This is a genomic window from Tunturiibacter lichenicola, from assembly GCF_051013355.1.
In the GTDB taxonomy this organism is placed as follows: domain Bacteria; phylum Acidobacteriota; class Terriglobia; order Terriglobales; family Acidobacteriaceae; genus Edaphobacter; species Edaphobacter lichenicola_F.
The window spans coordinates 3731350-3753122 of sequence record NZ_CP132944.1; the positions used below are offsets into that span (position 1 = coordinate 3731350).

At 57.1% G+C, this 21773-nt stretch carries 16 protein-coding genes; 8 read left to right on the top strand and 8 right to left on the bottom strand.

Annotation, left to right across the window (positions count from 1 at the left end; translation table 11 throughout):
- Positions 1-4 precede the first annotated feature (4 nt).
- From RBB82_RS15700 to RBB82_RS15710, 3 genes are all read right to left on the bottom strand, one after another.
- Entirely contained in the window at positions 5-535 is a 531-nt protein-coding gene (locus tag RBB82_RS15700) for a dihydrofolate reductase family protein (protein WP_433971690.1), read from the bottom strand.
- Positions 536-666: 131 nt separating this feature from the next.
- Positions 667-2067, bottom strand: a complete 1401-nt coding sequence (locus tag RBB82_RS15705; RefSeq protein ID WP_433971692.1) for an MBL fold metallo-hydrolase — start codon at positions 2065-2067, stop codon at positions 667-669.
- Positions 2068-2199: 132 nt separating this feature from the next.
- Positions 2200-2787 (bottom strand): shikimate kinase, encoded by a 588-nt coding sequence (locus RBB82_RS15710; protein WP_433971694.1) that lies wholly within the window; start codon positions 2785-2787, stop codon positions 2200-2202.
- 389 nt (positions 2788-3176) lie between these two features.
- Between RBB82_RS15710 and RBB82_RS15715 the strand changes: the two genes are divergently transcribed.
- Entirely contained in the window at positions 3177-4082 is a 906-nt protein-coding gene (locus RBB82_RS15715; RefSeq protein WP_433971695.1) for an NAD-dependent epimerase/dehydratase family protein, read from the top strand.
- 139 nt (positions 4083-4221) lie between these two features.
- On the opposite strand, the gene RBB82_RS15720 is transcribed toward RBB82_RS15715, so the two are convergent.
- The 3 genes from RBB82_RS15720 to RBB82_RS15730 all read right to left on the bottom strand — a co-directional run bounded on the left by RBB82_RS15720 (position 4222) and on the right by RBB82_RS15730 (position 6624).
- On the bottom strand, positions 4222-4524 hold the full coding sequence (locus RBB82_RS15720) for a hypothetical protein (RefSeq protein WP_433971696.1): 303 nt from the start codon (positions 4522-4524) through the stop codon (positions 4222-4224).
- Positions 4521-5183, bottom strand: coding sequence for an RNA polymerase sigma factor (locus RBB82_RS15725; RefSeq protein ID WP_433971697.1), 663 nt, complete (start codon positions 5181-5183; stop codon positions 4521-4523). The genes RBB82_RS15720 and RBB82_RS15725 overlap by 4 nt, the downstream gene beginning before the upstream one ends.
- Positions 5184-5355: 172 nt before the next feature.
- Positions 5356-6624: a ThiF family adenylyltransferase gene (locus RBB82_RS15730; RefSeq protein WP_433971698.1), complete on the bottom strand. Its 1269-nt coding sequence runs from the start codon at positions 6622-6624 to the stop codon at positions 5356-5358.
- A 248-nt stretch (positions 6625-6872) separates the two neighbouring features.
- Here RBB82_RS15730 and RBB82_RS15735 point away from each other — a divergent pair, with 248 nt between their 5' ends.
- From RBB82_RS15735 to RBB82_RS15755, 5 genes are all read left to right on the top strand, one after another.
- On the top strand, positions 6873-10124 hold the full coding sequence (locus tag RBB82_RS15735) for a POTRA domain-containing protein (RefSeq protein ID WP_433971699.1): 3252 nt from the start codon (positions 6873-6875) through the stop codon (positions 10122-10124).
- Complete coding sequence (locus tag RBB82_RS15740; RefSeq protein WP_433971700.1) at positions 10125-10961, top strand: peptidylprolyl isomerase; 837 nt, start codon at positions 10125-10127, stop codon at positions 10959-10961.
- A complete protein-coding gene (locus RBB82_RS15745) occupies positions 10958-15355 on the top strand; it encodes a translocation/assembly module TamB domain-containing protein (protein WP_433971701.1) in 4398 nt (1465 codons plus the stop codon). Before RBB82_RS15740 ends, RBB82_RS15745 begins: the two co-directional genes overlap by 4 nt.
- A gap of 97 nt (positions 15356-15452) precedes the next feature.
- Entirely contained in the window at positions 15453-16259 is an 807-nt protein-coding gene (locus tag RBB82_RS15750) for a BON domain-containing protein (RefSeq protein ID WP_433971702.1), read from the top strand.
- Positions 16260-16325: 66 nt separating this feature from the next.
- A complete protein-coding gene (locus RBB82_RS15755) occupies positions 16326-17192 on the top strand; it encodes a UbiA-like polyprenyltransferase (RefSeq protein WP_433971703.1) in 867 nt (288 codons plus the stop codon).
- Positions 17193-17233: 41 nt separating this feature from the next.
- Here RBB82_RS15755 and RBB82_RS15760 read toward each other — a convergent pair whose 3' ends face one another.
- Both RBB82_RS15760 and RBB82_RS15765 read right to left on the bottom strand, forming a co-directional pair.
- Positions 17234-17569: a CsbD family protein gene (locus tag RBB82_RS15760; RefSeq protein ID WP_433971704.1), complete on the bottom strand. Its 336-nt coding sequence runs from the start codon at positions 17567-17569 to the stop codon at positions 17234-17236.
- Positions 17570-17624: 55 nt separating this feature from the next.
- Entirely contained in the window at positions 17625-17774 is a 150-nt protein-coding gene (locus RBB82_RS15765; protein WP_183978096.1) for a lmo0937 family membrane protein, read from the bottom strand.
- Between the two features lie 160 nt (positions 17775-17934).
- On the opposite strand from RBB82_RS15765, the gene pheA reads away from it, so the two are divergent.
- Complete coding sequence (pheA, locus tag RBB82_RS15770) at positions 17935-18765, top strand: prephenate dehydratase (RefSeq protein ID WP_433971705.1); 831 nt, start codon at positions 17935-17937, stop codon at positions 18763-18765.
- Between the two features lie 324 nt (positions 18766-19089).
- Positions 19090-21540, top strand: coding sequence for an endopeptidase La (gene lon / locus RBB82_RS15775; RefSeq protein WP_433971706.1), 2451 nt, complete (start codon positions 19090-19092; stop codon positions 21538-21540).
- Positions 21541-21773 lie beyond the last annotated feature (233 nt).

Consider the following 21773-nt stretch of genomic DNA (forward strand, 5'->3'; position numbering starts at 1 on the left):
AACGCTACTGATTCGCGCTAAGCTCGTATTCACTCTGCACCAAGCCGCCTTTGAAGGTTCGCGTTGCGAGATGGCGAAGAGTGATGTCGTGCGGTATCGGACCGAAGAGCGGGATGCCTGTTCCGATCAATATCGGCACGCGTGTGACTATCATTCGGTCGATCATGCCTGAAGACAGGAATCGCTGAATCGTGATGCCGCCATCTGTGTAAGCGTGTTTGAAGTTGCGAGCTTTGAGCTGGGTTACTACTTCGGAGGGTTCGCCCGACATCTGTTCGACGACTCCATTTTTTATGGATGAGAAGTTCAGTGGATTGCTGCTCAGCACGACTACCTGCTTCTTGCCGTAAGGCCATTCGCCAAATGTCAGCACTACGTCGAAGGTCTTGCGTCCAATGACGACGACGTCGACGCTGTTGTAAAACTCTTCGAAGCCGTGCGGCTCCTGCTCGCCTGTTTCGAGAAAATCGAGTGAGTGGTCGGGCCGAGCCAGAAAGCCGTCTACGCTTACTCCGCAGAATACTGAGAGCTTCACGGTGCACCCTCCTGATTCAGATTCGTCGAGTCTAGCGATACGAATTTGGCTCCGTCAACAGAGTGCACTGTGGTGATCCACCGAATCGTCACTCCAAGGGAATGCCTGTCTGAATATCTATCTGATACGTATCAGGGCTCGCTTACTACCGGTAGATTGGCGGCTTCCCAGGCGGCCAGGCCGCCGGCCATTTCGATAAGGTTTGTGATGCCGTGGCGGTGAAGGATGCTGGCGGCGATTGAGGAGCGGTAGCCGCCTGCGCAGTGGACGGCGATGCGGCGGTCGCGGGGGATCTCGGCGATGCGTTCCTGTAGATGATTGAGGGGAAGGTTCATGCTTTCGGCGATGTGCTTCGTTGTCCACTCGCGTGGATTTCTGATGTCTAGGACGAGAGGTGGGTTTGCGACGGCTAACTCTTCGGCTACCGTTTGCGCGTTGACGCGCTCGGTTGGCCAGACGAGGTCTGGTCTTTCGGCGAGCGCTTCCATGCCGCCGCGCAGATGACCTTTTACGTGATCGAAGCCGATGCGGCCGAGGCGCAGGATGGCTTCCTCTTCGCGGCCGGGTTCGGCGATGGTGACGATTGGTTTGGCGCGGTCGAGGACTGTGCCGGCCCAGGTTGCGTATTGGCCACCGAGGCCGATGTTGATGCTGCCGGCGAGGTGTCCCTTGGCGTATTCTGCTGCGTCGCGCACGTCGAGGATCTGTGCGCCTGCGTCTCCAAGGCGGATGACTTCGTCGAGGTCGATGGGTTTGAGGACTGCTTCGAGGTTCTTGTTTAGAGTGACGTGCTCGCGCGTGTTGAGGATGGCGTCGTAGGTGAAGTAGGGCGGCGCGTCGGGTTGGTCAGCTGTGACGAGGCGAATGAAGACGTCCTTCGACATTGGCTGGAGAGCGTAGTTGAACTGTCGCTGGGCTCCGAGTGTAGAGACGGTGTCGGAGGAGAGTTGCTTGCCACAGAGGGAGCCTGCGCCGTGGGCTGGGTAGACGAGGGTCTCGTCGGGAAGCGGGAGCAACTTTTTGTGCAGCGAGTCGTATAGATGCGCGCCTAGATCGTTGGCCGTCCATCCGAGGGAGGCGCGGAGGTCGGGGCGGCCTACGTCTCCGATGAAGAGGGTGTCGCCGGTGAGAACTGCGTGGGGTTTTGTTGTGTCCCTGGTGAGGTCAAAGACGAGGATCGAGATCGACTCGATGGTGTGGCCCGGGGTTTCGAGGATTTGGAGGCGCAGGCCGGGGAAGTCGAGTGTGTCTCCGTCGTTCATCGGCACGAAGGCGTAGTCGGCCTTGGCGCGGGCGCCCAGGTGAATGGTTGCACTACAGTGGTCGCGTAGTTCGAGATGGCCGGCGACGAAGTCAGCGTGGAAGTGAGTGAGGACGACGTGGCGAATCTGGAGGCCTAACGCTTCGGCGTCTGCGAGGTATTGGTGGATGTCGCGTTGAGGGTCGACGATGATGGCGGTCGCACGCGCCTGGTCACCGACGAGGTAGGAGGCGTGGGCCAGACAGCCCAAGTAGTACTGTTTCAGAACCATTGGAATCTCTCTCGCTTGCTCAGAGAAGTCAGCGATTCATTTGAACACAGGGTTTGTCCTGACGGTTGTGGCTTGTCCATCTTGTCTATCTCGTCCTCGATGGGCTTGATGGGCTTGTCACTGAGTCCCTTGTCACTGAGACCGGAATGCGTTGGTGAGGAGGGTGTCGACGGTCTGGCCGGGCGTCTGGTTGGAGGTGGCGACGGTGAGGTTGGCGAGGCGGCGGTAGAGCGGGTGACGGCGTTCGAAGCGGAGTTGGGCGGCGGCGGGGTCTTCGAGTACGGGACGGGCGATGTTCTGCAGCATGCAGCGGTCGAAGAGGGTGGGGAAGGGTGCGTCGAGGAAGATGGTGAAGGTGCCGGGAGTCTGTTCGAGGAGGAGACGATTGGTGAGGTCTTCTGGCGTGCCGCCGCCGAGGGCGAGGACGGTGTTGGAGAGGCCGAGAGCAGAGGCGAGGGCGGTGGATTCGAGGCGGCGGAAACGGGCTTCGCCCTGTTCGGCGAAGAGCTGGGGGATGGTGGCTCCGGTGCGGGCTTCGAGGTGAGCGTCGAGGTCGAGGAAGTTCCAGTTGAGGCGGTCGGCGAGGAGTCGGCCGATGGTGGATTTGCCTGCTCCCATGAAGCCGGTGAGGACGAGACGTTTGAGGTGGGCAGGGATGACCGGGCTTTCGGCTGAGCTGGTCTTGTTTTCGGTGTGGATGGTGGATTCGGTGGACGTCATTGCCTCTCCTCGGTTCTCTTCAGGTGCTCTATTCGGATCAATTCGCTAGCGGGGCATGGAAAAGCCGCAACCTGTTTGAGGTTGCGGCTCGGGAAGGTCGAAGACTCTGAACTTTTTTAGGTGTTTTCAGAGATGCATGCGAGGACTCCGCTGGCCGCTGGGCTGCGCCAATAGCAGAGGGTAAAAAAAGCGGACTGGAAACGGCTCGACATGCTGAATTGAAGATACAACGGGTGTGTCGGGCTTTGCAAGGGCGGGATGCGGTTTGGGCTCAGCAGTTTTTAATGGATGTGGACCGCTGCTGCGCTTGGGCGTGGCGCGAAAAACTTTATAAATCGGCGGGATGTGGTGCTATCTAACGGAATACGAATACGGAATGAGGTAGCGAGATGAAGATCTTTCTGGCGGGAGCAAGTGGTGCGATTGGTCAGCCGTTGATTGCGGAGTTGATTCGGCAGGGCCATCGTGTGACGGGTATGACTCAATCTGCGGATGGAGCGAAGAGACTGGTTGCGCTGGGAGCGGCTGCCGCAGTTGCGGATGCGTTTGATGCGGCCGCTGTGGAGGAGGCGCTTCGGGAGTCGGGCGCGGAGGTGGTGATCGATGAGCTGACATCGCTGCCGAAGAGTCCGGCTGATCTGGGCACGGCGTTGCCGCGGGATGGGAGGGTGCGGCTCGAGGGCGGAGGAAATCTGACTCGCGCTGCGGAACGTTGCGGCGTGCGTCGTTATATTCAGCAGTCGAGCGGATTTTATCTGAAGGCTGTGTCGGGATTGGCGGATGAGTTGGCTCCGCTGGCTGTTGATTCAAGCCCTGGTGTGGCGATGAGCGCAAAGATGTATACGCAGCTTGAGGCTCGAGTGCTTCATTCGACGATGGAGGGGGTGGCGCTTCGGTATGGATTCTTTTATGGGCCGAATACCTGGTATTACCCCGATGGCGGGGTTGCGGAGATGGTGCGTCGGGAAGAGTACCCCATTGTTGGAGAAGGAAAGGGTGTGTGGTCTTTTGTGCACATTGAAGATGCAGCGCGTGCGACGGTTGCGGCTCTGACGGCTGAACCAGGTGTTTACAACGTGGTTGATGATGATCCATCTGCGATCAGCGTGTGGCTGCCTGCGTTTGCGAAGGCAATGGGTGCTCCGCCACCGCGACGAGTGACGGAAGAGGCTGCTCGCCAGTCCGCGGGGGAAGATGCCGTGTACTGCGGTATGAGACTGTCCGGGGCCTCGAATGCGAAGGCGAAGCGCCAACTGAACTTTCAGCCGCGTCGATTGGAGTGGCTTGTTGGGTGAAGATCGGGGCTGGCGGCGAGCTGTTCTCTTCTGTTACCGGGTGCTGCTGATCTCTTCTGGACTCGGTTTCCCGTCGGGAGGGTTAAATGCAAACAGCTCGTTCTCAGCCAGAGAATGAGCTGCTTGCGTGATGTTGCGACTAGACGGTTTGAGGGATGGCGTAGTCGTCGTCTTCGGGACTGGCGTGCTTGAGTTTGTCCTGGATCCCGTTCCAGACGGCGTCGCTTGGGTTGATCGGGTCGTCGAAGAGGCTGCGAGCCTGGTCGGCGATTGCTTCCAAGTCGCGGACGAGAGCCGCGCAGTCGGGATTATTTTTAAGGAAGGTTTGGAGGCGAGGGTCGGTGCTGACGTGGCCGTCGCCATTGGCGAAGATCTCGGGCAGGTATTGCTCGAAGTCGGCCGGGGTCATGGTGTCGAAGTTGGGAAGCTTGGTTTCGGTCATACCGCAACCTCCTTCAAGCTGTCTGGCTGAGCGACTGGATCGGGCTGACGAAGGAGTTCTCGGAGCTTGAGGCGGGCCTTATGGAGTTGGGACTTGCTGTTGCCGGTGGAGCAGTCGAGCATGGTGGCGATCTCGTTGTGTTCAAAGCCTTCGACGTCGTGGAGAACAAAGACCATGCGGTAGCCAGGAGGGAGGGAAGCGACTGCACGCTCCAGAGCGACACGGTCGACCGAGCCGGTGAGCTGGAGATCGCGGCTGCCGAAGTCGCGTTTTGGCGCGTCGTCTTCGGAGGGGTTGATGGTCTCTTCGAGGGAGACCAGGTTGAGGCCCTTTTTGCGCAGGTGCATGAGCACCAAGTTTACGGTAAGTCTATGAAGCCACGTTGAAAAGGCTGACTCTCCGCGGAAGCTGCCGATCTTGCGGAAGAGGTGGAGGAAGGCCTCCTGGGTCATGTCTTCGGCCTCGGAGACGTTGCCGAGCATGCGGAGGCAGAGGGTGTAGACGCGGCGTTTATGGAGAGCGTAGAGCTTGGAAAATGCCTCGGCGTCGCCGTTTTTTGCTGCTTCGATCGCTTCCGCTTCCCCGGCGATGGGCGGGTTGCGCTTAAAGATGCCAGGAACTACTGTTGTTTGGGTCATTTGTAGGCCTTGGACGTCCATAGCTAGACTCCGGATTTGTTCGTCGTTCACCGTCAAGTTGTCGCCTGCTTTTAGCCTAATGCAAACGTATGGAGATATCGGTCGTAGTGGGTTGGATGGACGGTAGGCAAGAAGGGTTGTTTGCGTGGGATCGTGTTGGCGGTACTGGGTTTTTCGTGACACGAAAACAAGATCAGGAGCCGATAAAGCGGGCGTAGAGGGAGCGGGCTAGGGTGATGTCGGTGGTGCCCTGAATGAGAGCCCGGCCGTCGGGGAAGAGGGTGAAGGTGTGAGGGCCACGTTTGAAGCGGAGGAGGAGTTCGTTGAAGCGGAGGTCGTGGATGTCGGTGTGAGGCAGGAGGCGGTCGCGCATGACGGCGAAGTCGACGGGGCGATGGTGCTCGTGGATCTGGACGGAGTTGCGGCCGCAGAGGGTGATGTGGGGGCGGCCTTCTCCTGCGAGATGAGTGAAGATGCGGTGGCCGCAGACGGTGCAGTCGGGGTTGGGTCTGGCGGTGCTGATCTCGCTGCGATCGTTGGACCATAGATCGAACGACAGGAGGGTGCGGCGGATAAGGTGGGGTTGGTTGGTGAGGAGCTTGAGGGCTTCGGTGGTCTGGATGGAGGCGGCCAGGTTGACGGCGGTTGAGAGGATGCCGGCGGTGTCGCAGGTTTCTACCGGGCCGGTTGGCGGCTTGGGGAAGATGCAGGCGAGGCAGGCGGTGGGGGTGTAGGGGGTTGGTACGTCGCTTCGCTCCGTCCGTAAAGACGAAATGCGGGGGTTTTTCGACTCGACGGCTTCGCCGCCATCGCTCAGAATGGCAGCTTCTGAATCGCTCGGACTGACAGTTTCTAAACATTGGGCTGGCTTGGGGAGGATGTTCATCGTTGCGGCGTAGGCGCCGATGGCTGCGGCGTAGATCCAGGGTTTGGATTGCTGGACGCAGAAGTCGTTGAGGAGGTAACGGGTCTCGAAGTTGTCGGTGGCGTCGAGGATGAGGTGCGCCGGGGCGAGGAGTTCGTGGATGTTGGCGGGGACGAGGTCGGCGATATGAGAGTGGACGGTAACGGAGGAGTTGAAGAGAGCGATCTTGCGGCGGGCAGCTTCGGCTTTGGGGAGGGATTCGCGGGCGTCGGCCTCGTCGAAGAGGATCTGGCGCTGGAGGTTGGAGGGTTCGACGAAGTCGCGGTCGATGAGGGTCAGGGTTCCGACGCCAGCGCGGGCGAGGAGGGAGGCGGTGGCGGCTCCGGTGGCTCCGACGCCGATGATGGCGACGTGGGCGGAGGCGAGGAGCTGCTGGCCAGTGGCTCCGATGCCGGGGAAGAGGATCTGACGGGAGTAGCGGTCGCGGTCGGTGATGTCGTCTGGGATGCTGTCGGGGACGGTGTTTGGGGGGTGACCGTTGGCGGCGGAGAGGCTGGTCTGCGGATCGGGCGTGCGCGGGATGGTCGGCTGAGACATGATGGATGCAGTAACGTCAAAAAGGCTGCTGTTTCGTAGTATAGGGAAGGACGGATGTGGGTGAAACTGGCAGACATGCCAGCTGATTTCCGCATCCTACGAAGAAAGGGTCTGCGGGCGTTGCGCGGACTTTCGATGCGGTGATTTCGCTGCATCGTGCAGGACTGCGGGACTCCTTAATCAGAACAAGAATGACGGGTGGTTTTTTGGGTCAGGTGCTACGAGGTCGGGCGCGAATACCACGGGGGATGAGTTGCGGACGCGCGGCGGTAACTGCGTGGATCGTGATTTTGTTGTGGTCGGTGGCGAGCGTAGCCCAAAGTGTACCCGCGACTTCGGCTCCCGCCCCAACGCCGATTGTGGGGCAGAGCGGGGTGAGTGCAACAACTCCGGCGACGGCTCAACGGACTCCGCCAGTATCTCAACGGACACCTCCAGTGACCAATCAGGCTGAAGTCTCGGCTGCCGTGAACAACGGAGATCCGGCGGCGACGGTCTGGCAGTGGAAGGGGCTGATCGTCGAAAAGATTGTGTTTGAGGGCGTGACGTTTAGTGCGACGGATATGCTGCCGAAGGAGTTGACTCAGAAGGTGGGAGTGCCTCTCGATCCGATGGAGGTGCGGGCGAGTCTGCGGCGCCTGTTTGCCAGTGGACGATATCGTGACATTGAAGTTCGCGGGGTGCGGGAGGGGGATCATGTGACGCTGATCTTTGACGGTGTCTCGCGCTATTTCGTAGGAAGGGTGACGATTGCCGGGGTGAGGAGCGAACGGTTGTCGTCGCTGCTGGAGTTTGCGACGAAGCTCTCACCCGGGACTGCGTTCAGCGAGCCACAGATTCCAGCAGGTACGGAGGGTATTCAGCAGATTCTGCAGCAGCAGGGGTATTACGAATCCAAGGTGTCGGTGAAGACTAAGCTTGATGTTGCGGGGATTCAGGTAAATGTAACGTATACGGTTGCAATTGGACCGCAGGCCCGGGTGGGGCAGGTGCAACTGGTGGGGACCGATACGGGATTGACCGCGGAGGAGTTCCGCAAGAAGGCGAAGCTGAAGGAAAACAGCAGGGTGACGCGGGATACGACGAGCAATGCGCTGGACAGATTGCGGAAGCAGTACCAGAAGAGCAATCACCTTGAAGCGACGATAACGATGCAGAAGCAGACGTACGTCGAGGCACGGAAGCAGGTGGACTATGAGTTCCACGCGAATCAGGGGCCGGAGGTAAAGGTGCTGGTGGAGGGTGTGAAGATCTCCACGGGGCGGCTGCATCTGCTCGTACCGATCTTCGAAGAGGGGACGATCGACAACGATCTGCTGAACGAAGGGGTGTTTAATATTCGGGACTTCGAACAACAGCAGGGGTACTTCGACTCGAAGGTGGATGTGAAGGTGGTGGGCGAGGGGACACCGGATGAACGTGTTGTGTTTACGGTGGAGCGCGGGGTGAAGCATCGGGTGCAGTCGGTGGATTTGAAGGGGAACAAATACTTCTCGGATGATCTGTTGCGGGAGCGGATGAAGGTGGTGAAGTCGAATGCGTATCAGCGGAGCGGGCGGTATAGTCCGGCGCTGGTGTCTTCGGATGTGAGCGCGATATTGGCGTTGTATCGTGCGAATGGCTTTGATGAAGCCACGGTGACTACGGATGTAAAGGATTATTTAAATGCACCGGATGGAAAGCCCGCCAAGGTTGGACAGATCGCCGTGACCTACACGATTGTAGAAGGGCCGCAACAGAAGTTTGGCAGTGTAGACCTGGCGGGCGTCGATCCAAGCAGGCTGAAGGACGTGAAGGCGTTGATGAATACGCAGGCGGGACAGCCGTTTTCGCTGGTGACGCTGTCGGGAGATCGAGATACGGTGCTGCAGTATTATCTGGCGCATGGGTTCGACCAGGTGAAGGTGGAGATCAGGCAGAGCATTGAGTCCAAGGATGCAGACAAGACGGATGTCTCGCTGACGGTGACGGAGGGACAGCAGGTATTCGTCGACCGGGTGCTTCTGTCGGGCGCGGAGAAGACGAGGCCGAAGGAGGTGGAGGCGCAGGTCCTGGTGCATGCCGGTGATCCGCTGGACCAGACGGCGCTGTTGCAGACGCAACGGAATCTGTACAACATTGCGCTGTTCAACGAGGTGGTGGCGGCGGTACAGAATCCGGCGGGCGATGCTCCTCAGAAGAATGTGCTGCTGCAGTTGACGGAGGCGAAGCGGTGGAACGTGACGTATGGGTTTGGATTCGAGGCGCAGACTGGGACACCGTCGAATGGAATGATCTCGGAGGCATCGTGTATTCAGTTGATGCTGAACCCTTGCAATCAGCTGACGCAGGAAGGGAAGGTGGGAGTCAGCCCACGAGTGTCGCTGGACGTGTCGCGGATTAATCTGCGGGGAACGGAAGATTCGCTCACGCTGCACTCGTCGTATGGATTGCTGGAGCAGGTAGCAATCTTGACGTTGTTGAATCCGCACATTCGTCAAAGCAAAAATTTTAGTGCGTCGATCTCCGGCGGGTATTCGAATGTGCGGGACATCACCACCTTTGCGGCTTCGACGCTGCAAGGGGACTTTCGAATAACGCAAAAGTTCAGGGGCAGAGATACCTTTATCTACGACTTTCTCTACAGGCGAGTGGCAGTGGATCCGAACTCGTTGCAGGTTTCGGCGGATCTGATTCCGCTGCTGTCGCAGCCGGTGCGGGTGGGCGGACCGGGAGTGACGTGGTTTCACGATTCGCGGTCGCCGGGGCCGTTGGATGCGGTGAAGGGGAACTACACGACACTGCAGACGTTTATCGCTTCGTCGACGTTTGGGTCGCAGACTGATTTCTGGAAGTTGGACGGATCGAATTCGACGTACTACCAGTTTGGCAAACAGAAGTATGTGTTCGCTCGGAATCTGCGGATTGGATATGAGCAAGCCTGGGGTCCTAATCCGAATGAGGGGAATGAGGCCTGCCTGGGCGTGCTGCTAACAACCAATCCAAGTTGCAATGCGATTCCGTTGCCGGAGCGGCTCTACGCTGGTGGCGCGAATTCACTTCGTGGATTTCCGATCAACGGAGCGGGGCCGAGGGATTTGCAGACAGGATTTCCGGTGGGCGGATCAGCGGCGTTTGTGAATACGTTTGAGCTTCGGCTGCCGGCGCAGACGCTGCCATTGGTCGGCAATAGTGTGAACTTTGTGATCTTCAACGATATGGGAAATGTCTTTCAAAATGCGAGTGACATGTTCCCGAGTATTACGCGGTTTCATCAGCCGAATAAACAGACGTGCGCGAATGTGTCGGGAAGCATTGGGACGTGTAACTTCAACTATTTTTCCCAAACGGTGGGACTTGGCGCACGATACAGGACGCCGGTGGGGCCGATTCGTGTGGATTTCAGCTATAACTTGAATCCGCCGGTGTATCCGGTTATTTACGACTTTAATAACAACCCTCCGCATGAGGGACAGGCTTCGCATTTCAATTTTTTCTTCAGCATTGGAGAGAGCTTCTAGATGCGTTGGATAACGCACAATACGATGGCGCGATTGCTGCCTGGCCTGGTTGTGCCTGTTGTTATGGCTGGCCTGATGACGGAGCGCGGGTGGGCTTTTTCGGCGCAGGCGGCCGCTAGTACGCAGACGGTGGCGCCGCAGCCTGCTGCTGTACCTGCTGCTCCTTCTGCTTCTTCTGTTCCTAAACAGACTTCGAATCTGACCAGCAGCGTCGGGCAGGGCGTCATGCTTGACCGAGTCGTTGCTGTGGTGAATGGCGACGTGATTCTAGAGAGCGATGTGGATGAGGAGCGGCGGTTTGAGGAGATTCAACCGTACCGGAGAAGCGAAGCGGAGTTAGCACGAGAGAAGATGTTGGAGCGACTGATCGATCGGGCGCTCATCTTGCAGCAGGCAGTGTCGGAGCCTGAGGATGTCGTTACGGATCAGGAACTCGATGCTCAGCTTGCGGGTCTGCGAAGAGATATTCCTGATTGTAAGGAGTACCACTGCGAGACAGATGACGGGTGGCAGAAGTATCTCGCCATTCATGGGTTTACTGTCGAAGAGTTTCGGGAGCGGTGGCTGCTGCGCATGAAGTTGTTGAAGTTTATTGAGGTGCGCTTTCGAAGCGGGATCAAGATTACAAATGCAGAGATCAAGCAGTTCTACGATTCGAAGATGTTGCCGGAGTACGAGGAACGGAAGGTCACTCCGCCAAACATCGACACGATCTCAAAACGGATTGAAGAGGTGTTGTTGCAGCAGGAGGTGGGTGCGCTGCTGGTGGATTGGTTGAAGTCGTTGCGGGCGCAGGGCAGTGTGACGATTATGACTCCGGGGGAGGTTGCGCCATGAGCGACCTGGAGAAAAAACTGTCGGAAGAAAAAAAACTGCTCGAAGGAAAAGTTGAAGGCGAGATTGTTAAAGTAAAGCGCTCGTTCGCGAGGCGAATGGGCCTCTGGATGGCCTGGTTTTTCGTTTGTCTCGTGGTGCTGGCTGTGGTGGTATTTGGAGTGTTTGTCTGGTATTCGAAGACGGACGACTTCAACCGCCGGGTCGGCAAAGAAGTGGTTAAGGTGCTCGAGGATGCGACCGGCGGGAGGGTAGAGCTGGGCAAAATCAGCTTCGATTTACTGCACCTTGCGGTCGAGGCTGACGGCCTGATTATTCACGGACTGGAGGGGCTGGGTGAGGCGCCTTATATCGCAGTGGATAAGGTCCAGCTTCGCGTAGAGATCTTCGATTTCTTCACACGCATTGCGGGCAGCGAACTTGCGTCTCATGTTCGGTTGAACTATCTAAGCGTGGAGCATCCGCAGATTCATTTGATCGTAGATAAGGATGGGAAGACGAACCAGCCGGTGCCGAAGCATCCGAGTACCAGTAAGACGCCCGTCACGGATACGCTGCTGGATCTGAAGGCGCAAGAGGTTGTGGTGTCGAATGGAGTGGCTCTGCTGAATAACCGAGCGATTCCGTTCGATCTGGCTGCGCGGGATCTCAATGCGGAGGTGCACTACATCGCGTCGGATGATCGTTACGGTGCGACGATCGATCTGAAAGACCTGCGTACGAAGATGGCCAAGCGGGCGGAGGCGAGTTCCACGCTACACCTGACGGCGGAGCTTGGAAGAGATATGGTTGGGCTGCAAGGGCTAGAGTTCACTAGCGGTGCCAGCTCCAAATTAAATGTGACAGGGAGCCTGAAACATTTTGCCAATCCTGAGTGGCAGACGACAGTGAAGGGTACGCTCGATCTGAAACAGCTCTCTGTGCTGGCGAATGTAGATGGTCTGAATGCCGGATCTGTGGACCTGGATATAAATGGACATAACTGCACGACACCGCCGTCGGTGGCACAGAAGCACCCTCCTTTCTGGCGACGGAGTCATCCCAATGAGACTACGGTTCCTCCGCGACCGCTACCGCCGGATCCAGACTGCGCGGCAGGATATCTGGTGGTGGGAACGGCGAAGGTTCATAAAGCTTCATATAGGGACGAGAATGTGCGTCTGCATGACATAGATGGTGGGGGGACGCTGCATGTGACCCCGACCGAATTGTTGCTGACTGCGCTAACCGGGTATCTGCCGGGCGGTGGGAGCGCGGCGGGTGAGTTGAGAATTGCGAACTGGCTGGGCGAGGTGCCATCGCAGGATGTAGCGAAGAACTCGCCTACGACGAAGGCCGCGGTGGCGACGGCGAATACGACTGCGAAGGCTGTGGGGGCGAAGGCTCCGGTAGAAGGAAAGATTGCGGTGCCGCAGGTGCATACGGCACATGCTTATTTGACTGCGGTCGTGACGAAGATTCCGCTGCGCACCATTATGGATGTGACGGCACCTGAGGACTATGGCGATCTTGGGTTCGATACTGCGGTGAGCGGGCCAGTCAAGGTGGAGTGGGGCGGCCCGGCGAAGTATGTCGCGGATACCGTGGAGGTGGATGGGAACCTGACGTTTGCACCGACGGGCGTGAAGCGACGCGGCGCGTTGAATGATGTGCCGGTGACCGGGCAGACGCAGGCGCACTACTCGGGGCGTAATGAGACGGTGCGAATACAGCGGGTTTCGCTGCAGATGCCGGAGACGAACTTTGAGGCGTCGGGGATATTGGGCGTGAACGAGGGTGATCCGCTGACGGATCTGAAGGTCGATATGACGGTACGTGATCTCTCGGAGTACAACCAGCTGCTGACGACACTCGATCTTGAGGGCAATGGGAAGAGAGGTACGGCAGCGATACCCGTCGTTTTGCATGGTGCGATGCAGTTCAACGGGACAGCGAAGGGGCAGATCGCCGATCTCGATGTGAAAGGACATCTGCAGGCGACGAATGCGGAGTTCAAGCTGGGGACGACGGATGTTCTGATGGATTCGGTCGTGACTGATGCGGAGTATTCGCCGAATAGTGGAGTGGTTGTGGCGAGTTCGACGATCAAACGTGGAACTGCGGTCCTGAATTTGGTTGGCAAGATTGCGCCACGGAAGGTGGTGTCGCGGCGCGGCGTTACGACGTACTTGTGGGATGACGGGATGGCTCTGGATGCCACGGCGCAGGTGTCCGACGCACAGATCGTTGACGTGATGCAGATCGCAGGACAGCAGGGGAAGGTTCCACTGACGGGAATGATTGCACTGAATGGCCACGCGGTTGGAACGTTACGGAGTTTGAGTGGTGGTGGCCATCTTTCGTTGATGAATGGTGTTGCTTACGGCGAACCATATGAGTCTGCCGTGGCGGACGTGACAGTGCAAGGGAAGGATTTGGAAGCGAACAACGTTGTGCTCAAGATGCATGGAATGCAGGTTGCCGGTAACGGTGGGTACGACATGGGAACGGACCGTCTGCATGCTCATATTGCTGGACATGACATTTTGCTGTCGAAGTTTTCGACGGTGCAGAAGGCGAAGTCTGAGGTGGATGGTACGTTGAGCTTCGTTGCAGACGCGAGTGGAACGATGACGCAGCCAGGGCTGAAGGCAGATTTGAAGCTTGCAGGCGTGACGTATCGCGGGCAGGGAATTGGCGAGGCTGCTGTCGAGGCGCATAGTCAGGGTGATGTGGTGTACTTCTCTGCGAACTCGACGCTGGTCGGGGCGAAGCTGGATGCCTCGGGACAGACGCGGCTGACCGGGGGCTACGATACGCAAGCGAAGCTTACGGTGGCGGGGCTGAATATTGGCAAGCCGCTGGCAATGTTTGGTCCGGCAAGTATGAAGGCGGAGTCGATGATCAACGGGACGGCTACGGTGAGCGGCCCGCTGAAGACGCCAAAGGCTCTGAGTGGAGAGGCTGAGTTCAGCCAGGTGGATGTGAAGCTGCAAGGGGTTGAGTTGAAGGCAGCTGAGCCGCTGCGGGTGGGGCTGCGCGATGGTTTAGCAACGCTCGAACAGGTTCACATTACCGGGCAAGATACCGACATGAGAGCGAGCGGTACGGGGGAGCTGTTTGGGGGCACCGATCCGAAGGGTGGCAAGTTGGATGTGAAGGCGGTCGGAAGTGTCAGCATGGCGTTGCTTCACACGTTCGACGACGACATTATCTCCACGGGGAAGGTTGAATTTACGGTTGCCGCGGGTGGGCATGTGATGAATCCCGAACTGACGGGGAAGGTTCAGTTCGACAATGTGAATATTGCGATCGATGGTGTGCCGAACGGGTTGAGCAATATGAATGGGACGCTGGTGTTCAACGACGATCGACTACAGGTTCAGAGTCTAACCGCAACTACGGGCGGAGGGACGTTGAAGATCGGTGGGTCAATTCGCTATCGGAATGGGGTGTACGCCGATCTGACTGCGACAGGCGACGTGGTGCGTGTGCGGCTGTATGGATTAAGCGCGACGGCGAATGCAAATCTGAAGTTGCAGGGGGGGACGGAGAGCGCGTTGTTGAGCGGCACAATTTTGATAACTCGGTTTGGGATCGGCGCCGACGTAGACTTCGCGGCGTTTGGCTCGGCGGGTGGGGTGAGTGCGCCACCTGATCCGAATTCGCCCGCGAACAAGATTCGGCTGGATGTGCATGTGACAAGCGCTCCGCAGCTCGATTTTCAGAACTCGTATGCAAAGCTGGCGGGTACGGTCAATCTGCAGATTCGTGGGACGGCCGCTGTGCCTTCTGTGCTTGGGCGGATCGAGATTAACGAAGGTAGTGCAACCTTTGCAGGCACCAAGTACCAGCTGCAGCGGGGGGACATTTACTTTACCAACCCGGTGCGAATCGACCCGATCATCGATCTGGATGCGACGGCGCAGGTGGAGAACTATGACATTACGATTGGGCTGCATGGGACGGCGACAAATCTGAAGCCGACGTATCGATCGGAGCCTCCGCTGAGTGAATCTGATGTGTTTGCGCTGCTCGCTCTGGGTAGGACGCAGGAGGAGGCGCAACTCTATCAAGAACGACAGGCGCAACAAGGGACCGACCCAACGACGAGTGCGTTGCTGGGCGGCGCTTTGAACGCCACTGTGAGCAATCGTGTTGAGAAATTGTTTGGGGTTGGCAGTGTGAAGATCGATCCGGCGTTCGTAGGAACGCTGGGTGGTTCGTCGGCCAGGATTACTGTGCAGCAGCAGCTGTCACGGCAGATTACAGCTACGTTTGCGACAAACGTGAACACGTCGGCGCAGCAGTTGATTCAGGTGCAGTATGACTTGAACCACGATAATTCGATTGTGGTCGGGCGCGATGAATCGGGTGTTTTCAGTATTGTTTATAAGCTTCGAAAACGATATCGCTAGGCGGGCGGGGCGAAAATTGCATCGTACGGAGTGCGACCTGCAGCGGCGATTCCACAAGTGTGTGGATCTGGCTGCCGGAACTTCTGGAGGAAAGACAATGAGTTGGACGAAGTATGTTGGACGTAAGGTTTTGATGGGGTTTGCCGGCGTGTTGATGATGGGTGGAGTCGCGAGTGGAGTCGCCCAGACCGCTGCCGCGAACGTTGCCAATGGGCCAAACGATGCGCAGATTCAGGCGGAGGTAATGAAGGCGCTGGATAACAAGAGATTCAAAGATGTTAAAAGTTCGGTGCAGAGCGGCGTTGTGACGTTGTCGGGAACGGTTGACCTGTATAGCGCAAAGGTGGATGCAGATGACCGGACGCATCATCGCAAGAATGTGAAGGGCGTTGAGAATCTGATTGAGGTCGCGGGGCCGACGGTCGACGATACAACGCTGCGTGACAAGCTAGCGGAGAAGCTGGCATACGATCGCGTGGGCTATGGGACGACGGCTTTTAATGCGTTTACGATTGGCGTGGAAAACGGTGTTGTGACGTTAGGTGGGACGGCGTACGGGCCGACGGATAAGGACTCTGCGATCAGTCTGGTCGAGAACTATATGGGAGTGAAGGATGTGATCGACAACATCGAGGTCGCGCCGGCGTCTCCGATGGACGAACGGATTCGGTTGGCAGAGGCGCGAGCGATCTACGGTGCGACTCAGCTAAACAGATACGCCATTGATCCCGCGAAGCCTATTCGAATCACGGTGGTGAATGGGAATGTGACACTGTCGGGCGTCGTGGATTCGCAGGCCGACAAAGATGTAGCGAATATAAAGGCCAATACAGTTTCGGGAGTATTCAAGGTAGTGAATAACCTGGAAGTGGCTGGCGGTTCGCCAGAGAAATCAGACAAATAGGTCGGTTTCGGCAGTTTGAGCCGCGTCGGCACTGTCGGCGCGGCTCAATTCTTTTACGATAGAGAGATGGCATCACTTTGGAAGAGTACGGTTGTAACGCTGGAGATGATCAAGTGGGAGCACTCGGTGTTTGCGTTGCCGTTTGCGTTGACGGGAGCGGTACTGGCTGCGGGCGGGTGGCCGACGCTGCGGGTACTCGGTTGGATCATCGTATGTATGGTCGCGGCTCGGTCTGCGGCGATGGCGTTCAATCGGTTGGCTGACGCGCAGTTGGATGCGGCAAATCCAAGGACGGCGATGCGGGCTCTCCCTGCCGGTAGTTTGAGTATGGGGTTTGTCGGCGGATTTGTTGTCGTGTCCATTGCTCTTTTTGTAGTGGGTGCGGCGATGTTGAACCGGCTGACTCTGGAGTTGGCGCCTGTAGCGTTGCTGGTGGTTCTGGCGTACAGCTACATGAAACGGGTGACGCGGTGGTCGCACATTGTGCTGGGACTGGCGTTGGGAATTGCGCCTTCGGCTGCGTGGATCGCGGTGAGGGGATCACTCGACGCGAGAATCGTAGTTCTGACGGCTGCGGTGATGCTGTGGGTCGGTGGATTTGATGTGTTGTATGCGTGCCAGGACTTCGAGCATGATCGCCAGGCGGGACTAAACAGCGTGCCCCAGGCTTTTGGGCTGAAAGCAGCGTTCTGGATTGCGCGTGGCATGCACCTGGGTATGTTGCTGCTGCTTTGCTGGTTGATGAAATTGTTTGGTCTGGGCGCGGTTGCTATGGTGGGCTTGGGTCTTGTCGCGAGTCTGCTGCTCTATGAGCACTCGATCATTTCGCCGAAGGATTTGAGGCGAATGAATGCGGCATTCTTCACGTTGAACGGAGTGATTTCAGTCGTGTTCTTCGGATTTGTCGCTGCGGATGTTTTGATGAGGAGATAGAAAGGCCCGCGTTTGCGGGCCTTTAGTGAGGCATCGTGCGATTAGCTGCGATGTTCACGCTTCAGGTTGTCTAACTTCTCATTGACTGAGTTCTTGACGTTTTGAGCTGCATCAGCGATCTTTTCGCGCATGTTGTGAGCTGAATTTTCTGCGCGATGTTTAAGGTCGTCACCTTCAACAACAGCTCGACTGTGACTGTCGTCGTTGACAACGGCTGCGGTGTCTTTCGCATTACCCCAGGTTTCTTTAGCGGCACCTTTGACTTGATCGGCTACGCCAGAGTTAGCAAGTTTTTGGTTGCCAACTGCTTCGCCTACGCTCTGTTTAATCTTTCCGGCTACCTGGTCGAATTTTCCTTCAATCTTTTCGCTGTTCATGATTTGCTCCTTACTTCGATGAATTGGGAGGGCTGCTTATGAGGTACAGGGTCTGCTAAAGCGCTCGTCTACCAGACATCAGGTTGAAGATGAGCACGATGATGGCAAGGACAAGAAGGATGTGAATCCATCCGCCGAGGGTGTAACTGCTGACGAGTCCTACGACCCAGAGGATGAAAAGAATAATGGTGATTGTCCAAAGCATTTCGTTCTCCTAGACGATTGCCGGTTTTAGCATCTCCGGTTCGCAGTAATGGTATTCAGAAGCTCAGGCCCTTCATGTGGTAAGTTGCGGGGCGTCGCAGGCGGGTTGCCGCGGCGAAGAATAAAATGTGAATTCATAAAGAAATCGACGGGGTATCGGATTGAAGATAGCAATTCAAGGTGAGCTTGGCTCAAACAGCCATATGGCGACTGTCGAGATGCTGGGCAACCATGAGGATGTGGAGATCATCGCTTGTGCGTTATCCGGGCAGGTGCTGGCGAAGGTCGTGTCAGGTGAAGTCGATGGAGCGGTTCTTCCGATCGAGAACAGCCTGCATGGATCGGTGGCGGAACACTATGATCTGCTGCTTGAGATGCCGGTCCGGATCGAGCGAGAGAGCCTGATGCGGATTCGACATAACCTGATTGCGATGCCGGGAGTGAAGCTGGAGCACGTGCGGCGAGTGATGTCGCATCCGGTGGCTTTGTCGCAGTGTCGTCGATTTTTGGCGGCGCATCCTGAGCTTGAGGTTGTGTCGTTTTACGATACGGCTGGAAGTGTGAAGCACCTGATGCAGGAGAGTTTACGAGATGCTGCCGGAGTCGCTCCGGAACTGGCGGCCAGAGAATATGGCGCGGAGATCCTTGTCCGTGGGGTGGAGGATCATGCGGAAAACTTCACCCGATTTCATCTGGTGCGAAGAGAGGGTAACGCCCTCGATGAGCCGCTTGCAGCGGAGGCAAACAAGATGACCTTGGCGTTTGCTATCGAGCACCGGCCGGGAACCTTGGCGGGAGCGCTGCAAAGACTGGCGGAGGTTGGAGTCGATTTGACCAAGATTGAGTCGCGGCCGGTTCCTGGTAGTCCGTGGGAGTATGTGTTTTATGTCGATGTGCGGTTTGATTCCGCCGCGAAGGCTGCCGCTACTCTTGCTGCTTTGCATGAGCATTGTCGGATGGTGAAGGTGTTGGGGCGTTATAAGGCTGCGTAGAACTGGATTATGTTGGAGCTGGTAGGTAGCATTCGGGCAAATAGAGGCGTAGGATGCCGAATACTGTTGGCGTTCGCCCCGCCTGAAAGAGACCTTTTCTGCCGGGTCCGGGGGCTTCTTTGGATTGGGCCCTGCTTAGGCTTACTGCGTTTTCGGCTTAGCGAGGTTGCTTTTAGGCTGCAATTCGATATTCCACTGATGAATATGGGCTTATGGCCGATGACGGGGAAGATGAAACACGTTTTCGACTAAGAGGAGCCGGATTTGCGACCAGATGAAGACTTGCTGCATCGAATAGTGGATAATCTGATAGAGGTACACTCAATGCCAAGCGACTTTGTAAGTGTAATTCAGCCGACAGCAGCAAAAACCAGCGAGGGGTCCAGCGATGAAGTGACCGGGAAACGTCCTGTTCCCGTGTTGCCGGTGCGGGATACTGTTTTATTTCCTCATGCAGTACTGCCCCTGACCGTGGGGCGCGAGAGCTCGATCCAGTTGATTCAGTCGCTGGGCGAGGAGAAGACCATTTTGGTGGTGGCGCAGCGGGATGCACGGCAGGATTCGCCCGTGGCGGCTGATCTGTTTGCCACCGGCACGCGAGCGACGGTGCATAAGGTCGTCAAGATGCCGAACCAAAGCCTTTTTGTCTTTACAGAGGGCAATGAGCGGGTGCATCTGGGTGAGTTTGCGCAGCTGACGCCGTTTATGACGGCAGAGTATGAGGCAATTCCGGATGTCGAGCCACAGCAGACGCCGGAGGCTGAGGCGCTGCAGCGCAACGTCGTGAGCCAGTTTCAGCAGATCGTGACGTCGTCTCCTACTCTGAGCGATGATCTGCAGACGATTGCGATCAACATTGATGAGCCCGGGCGGCTGGCGGACTTTATTGCGTCGTCGCTGCCATTTCTGACGACGACCGACAAGCAGGAGCTGTTGGAGACGCCGGATGTTTCGGCTCGGCTGGAGCGCATCAACAAGCATCTTGCGAAGGAGCTTGAGGTGCAGCAGTTGCGCAACAAGATCCAGACTGAGGTGCAGGATTCGGTGCAGTCGTCGCAACGGGACTACTACCTTCGTGAGCAGTTGAAGGCAATTCAGAAGGAGCTGGGCGATCAGGACGACACCCAGAAGGACATCGCTGAGCTGAAGGAGAAGATTGAAAACGCAGGGATGCCGGAGGAGACGAAGAAGGACGCGCTGAAGGAGCTCGGGCGTTTGAGCCGGATGAATCCTGCGGCTGCGGACTACTCGTTGACCAGAAACTACGTGGAGTGGCTGGCGGTGTTGCCGTGGTCGAAGACCTCTTCGGGAGAGGTAGACATTCTGAAGGCTAAGGGAATCCTCGATGAGGATCATTACGGGCTGAAGAAGGTGAAAGACCGCATTCTGGATTACCTTTCGGTACGGCGTTTGAAGCCGGATATGAAGGGGCCGATCCTTTGCTTCGTTGGGCCTCCGGGCGTGGGTAAGACTTCGCTGGGGCGTTCGATTGCAAAGGCGCTGGATCGTAAGTTCTCGAGGATCTCGCTGGGCGGTATGCATGATGAGGCGGAGATTCGTGGACATCGGCGGACTTATATTGGCGCGCTGCCGGGTCAGATTATTCAGCACCTGAAGCGGGTCGAAGTGAAGGACCCTGTGTTCATGCTCGATGAGATCGATAAGCTGGGACGCGACTTTAGAGGAGATCCTGCGAGCGCGTTGCTTGAGACGCTGGATCCGGAGCAGAACAATACGTTCCGCGACAACTATCTCGATCAGCCGTTTGATTTGAGCAAAGTGCTGTTTATCTGCACGGCGAACCAGTTGGACACGATTCCCGGGCCACTGCTCGATCGTATGGAGATCATTGAACTGACTGGTTACACGGAAGAGGAGAAGGTGAACATCGCCATCAAATACCTTATTCCGCGGCAGATCAAAGAGAACGGGATAACGGAAGCGAACATCGAGTTTCCGAAGGAGAGCGTGCATCTGATTGCGCGACACTACACGCGGGAGGCGGGTGTTCGTAAGCTCGAGCAGCAGATTGGAACGGTGTGCCGCAAGGTTGCGCGCAAGATTGCGGAGGGCGCAACGGAGAAGGTTGTGATTACTCCGGAGATCGTCCATGAGTTCCTTGGTGGCATCAAGGTGCGCGTGGATACAGAGATTGCTGAGCGAACCAAGCGAGCCGGCGTTGCTGTCGGACTTGCGTGGACACCGGCGGGCGGCGATGTGTTGTTCATCGAAGCGAACCGGATGAAGGGTAAGGGCGGCTTCACGATCACTGGTCAGATCGGTGATGTGATGAAGGAGAGCATGCAGGCGGCGTTGACCTGGGTGCGCTCGAATGCCGCGTCGTTAGGGCTCGATGAGGACTTTACCAAGGATACGGACCTGCATATTCATGTGCCTGCAGGTGCGATTCCGAAGGATGGTCCATCGGCTGGTGTGACGATGGCGACTGCGTTGGTGAGTCTGTTGACGGACACTCCTGTGCATCCGCTGACGGCGATGACGGGTGAGATAACGTTGAGCGGCAATGTGTTGCCGGTTGGCGGAATCAAGGAGAAGTTCCTTGCGGCGAAGCGGGCCGGCGTGCGGGATGTGATTCTGCCGACGGACTGCAAACAGCAGGTGGATGAGGACTTAACGCCGGATCAGACGGCGGGCGTGACGATTCATTACGCTACCCGGATTGAGGATGTGCTGTCGGTTGCTCTTCCGAAGACGCAGCGGGAGAAGGCGCAGGATGAAGTGGTTCGTGAAGAGGTACTTCACGCGACTGTGTAAGACCTGCTGTCGGCGAGATAAAAATAGGGCGGTTCGGCGGTTGCCGGGCCGCCTTTTTTCTTTCTTTTTTCGTTTTTTTCTGGCGTGGTGGAGTGGCGATTTTACTGGGGGTTTTGCAGAAAAGCGGTGTTTTTGTGTGGTGTTTTGGTGGCGAAAACGTGGTGAATTGCATGGTAGATCTGGTGCATTGCAGACCACTTTTTGAGCGTCTAAAAAAGTGACACGTTTTTGAA

Bases quoted from the DNA above. Each gene is read 5' to 3' on its own strand.
- RBB82_RS15735 (WP_433971699.1), top strand. From the start codon at position 6,873: ATGAGTTGCGGACGCGCGGCGGTAACTGCGTGGATCGTGATTTTGTTG.
- RBB82_RS15765 (WP_183978096.1), bottom strand. From the start codon at position 17,774: ATGCTTTGGACAATCACCATTATTCTTTTCATCCTCTGGGTCGTAGGA.
- RBB82_RS15710 (WP_433971694.1), bottom strand. From the start codon at position 2,787: ATGACGTCCACCGAATCCACCATCCACACCGAAAACAAGACCAGCTCA.
- RBB82_RS15750 (WP_433971702.1), top strand. From the start codon at position 15,453: ATGAGTTGGACGAAGTATGTTGGACGTAAGGTTTTGATGGGGTTTGCC.
- RBB82_RS15715 (WP_433971695.1), top strand. From the start codon at position 3,177: ATGAAGATCTTTCTGGCGGGAGCAAGTGGTGCGATTGGTCAGCCGTTG.
- RBB82_RS15725 (WP_433971697.1), bottom strand. From the start codon at position 5,183: ATGGACGTCCAAGGCCTACAAATGACCCAAACAACAGTAGTTCCTGGC.
- lon (WP_433971706.1), top strand. From the start codon at position 19,090: ATGCCAAGCGACTTTGTAAGTGTAATTCAGCCGACAGCAGCAAAAACC.
- RBB82_RS15745 (WP_433971701.1), top strand. From the start codon at position 10,958: ATGAGCGACCTGGAGAAAAAACTGTCGGAAGAAAAAAAACTGCTCGAA.
- RBB82_RS15755 (WP_433971703.1), top strand. From the start codon at position 16,326: ATGGCATCACTTTGGAAGAGTACGGTTGTAACGCTGGAGATGATCAAG.
- RBB82_RS15730 (WP_433971698.1), bottom strand. From the start codon at position 6,624: ATGTCTCAGCCGACCATCCCGCGCACGCCCGATCCGCAGACCAGCCTC.
- RBB82_RS15760 (WP_433971704.1), bottom strand. From the start codon at position 17,569: ATGAACAGCGAAAAGATTGAAGGAAAATTCGACCAGGTAGCCGGAAAG.
- RBB82_RS15705 (WP_433971692.1), bottom strand. From the start codon at position 2,067: ATGGTTCTGAAACAGTACTACTTGGGCTGTCTGGCCCACGCCTCCTAC.
- RBB82_RS15740 (WP_433971700.1), top strand. From the start codon at position 10,125: ATGCGTTGGATAACGCACAATACGATGGCGCGATTGCTGCCTGGCCTG.
- RBB82_RS15720 (WP_433971696.1), bottom strand. From the start codon at position 4,524: ATGACCGAAACCAAGCTTCCCAACTTCGACACCATGACCCCGGCCGAC.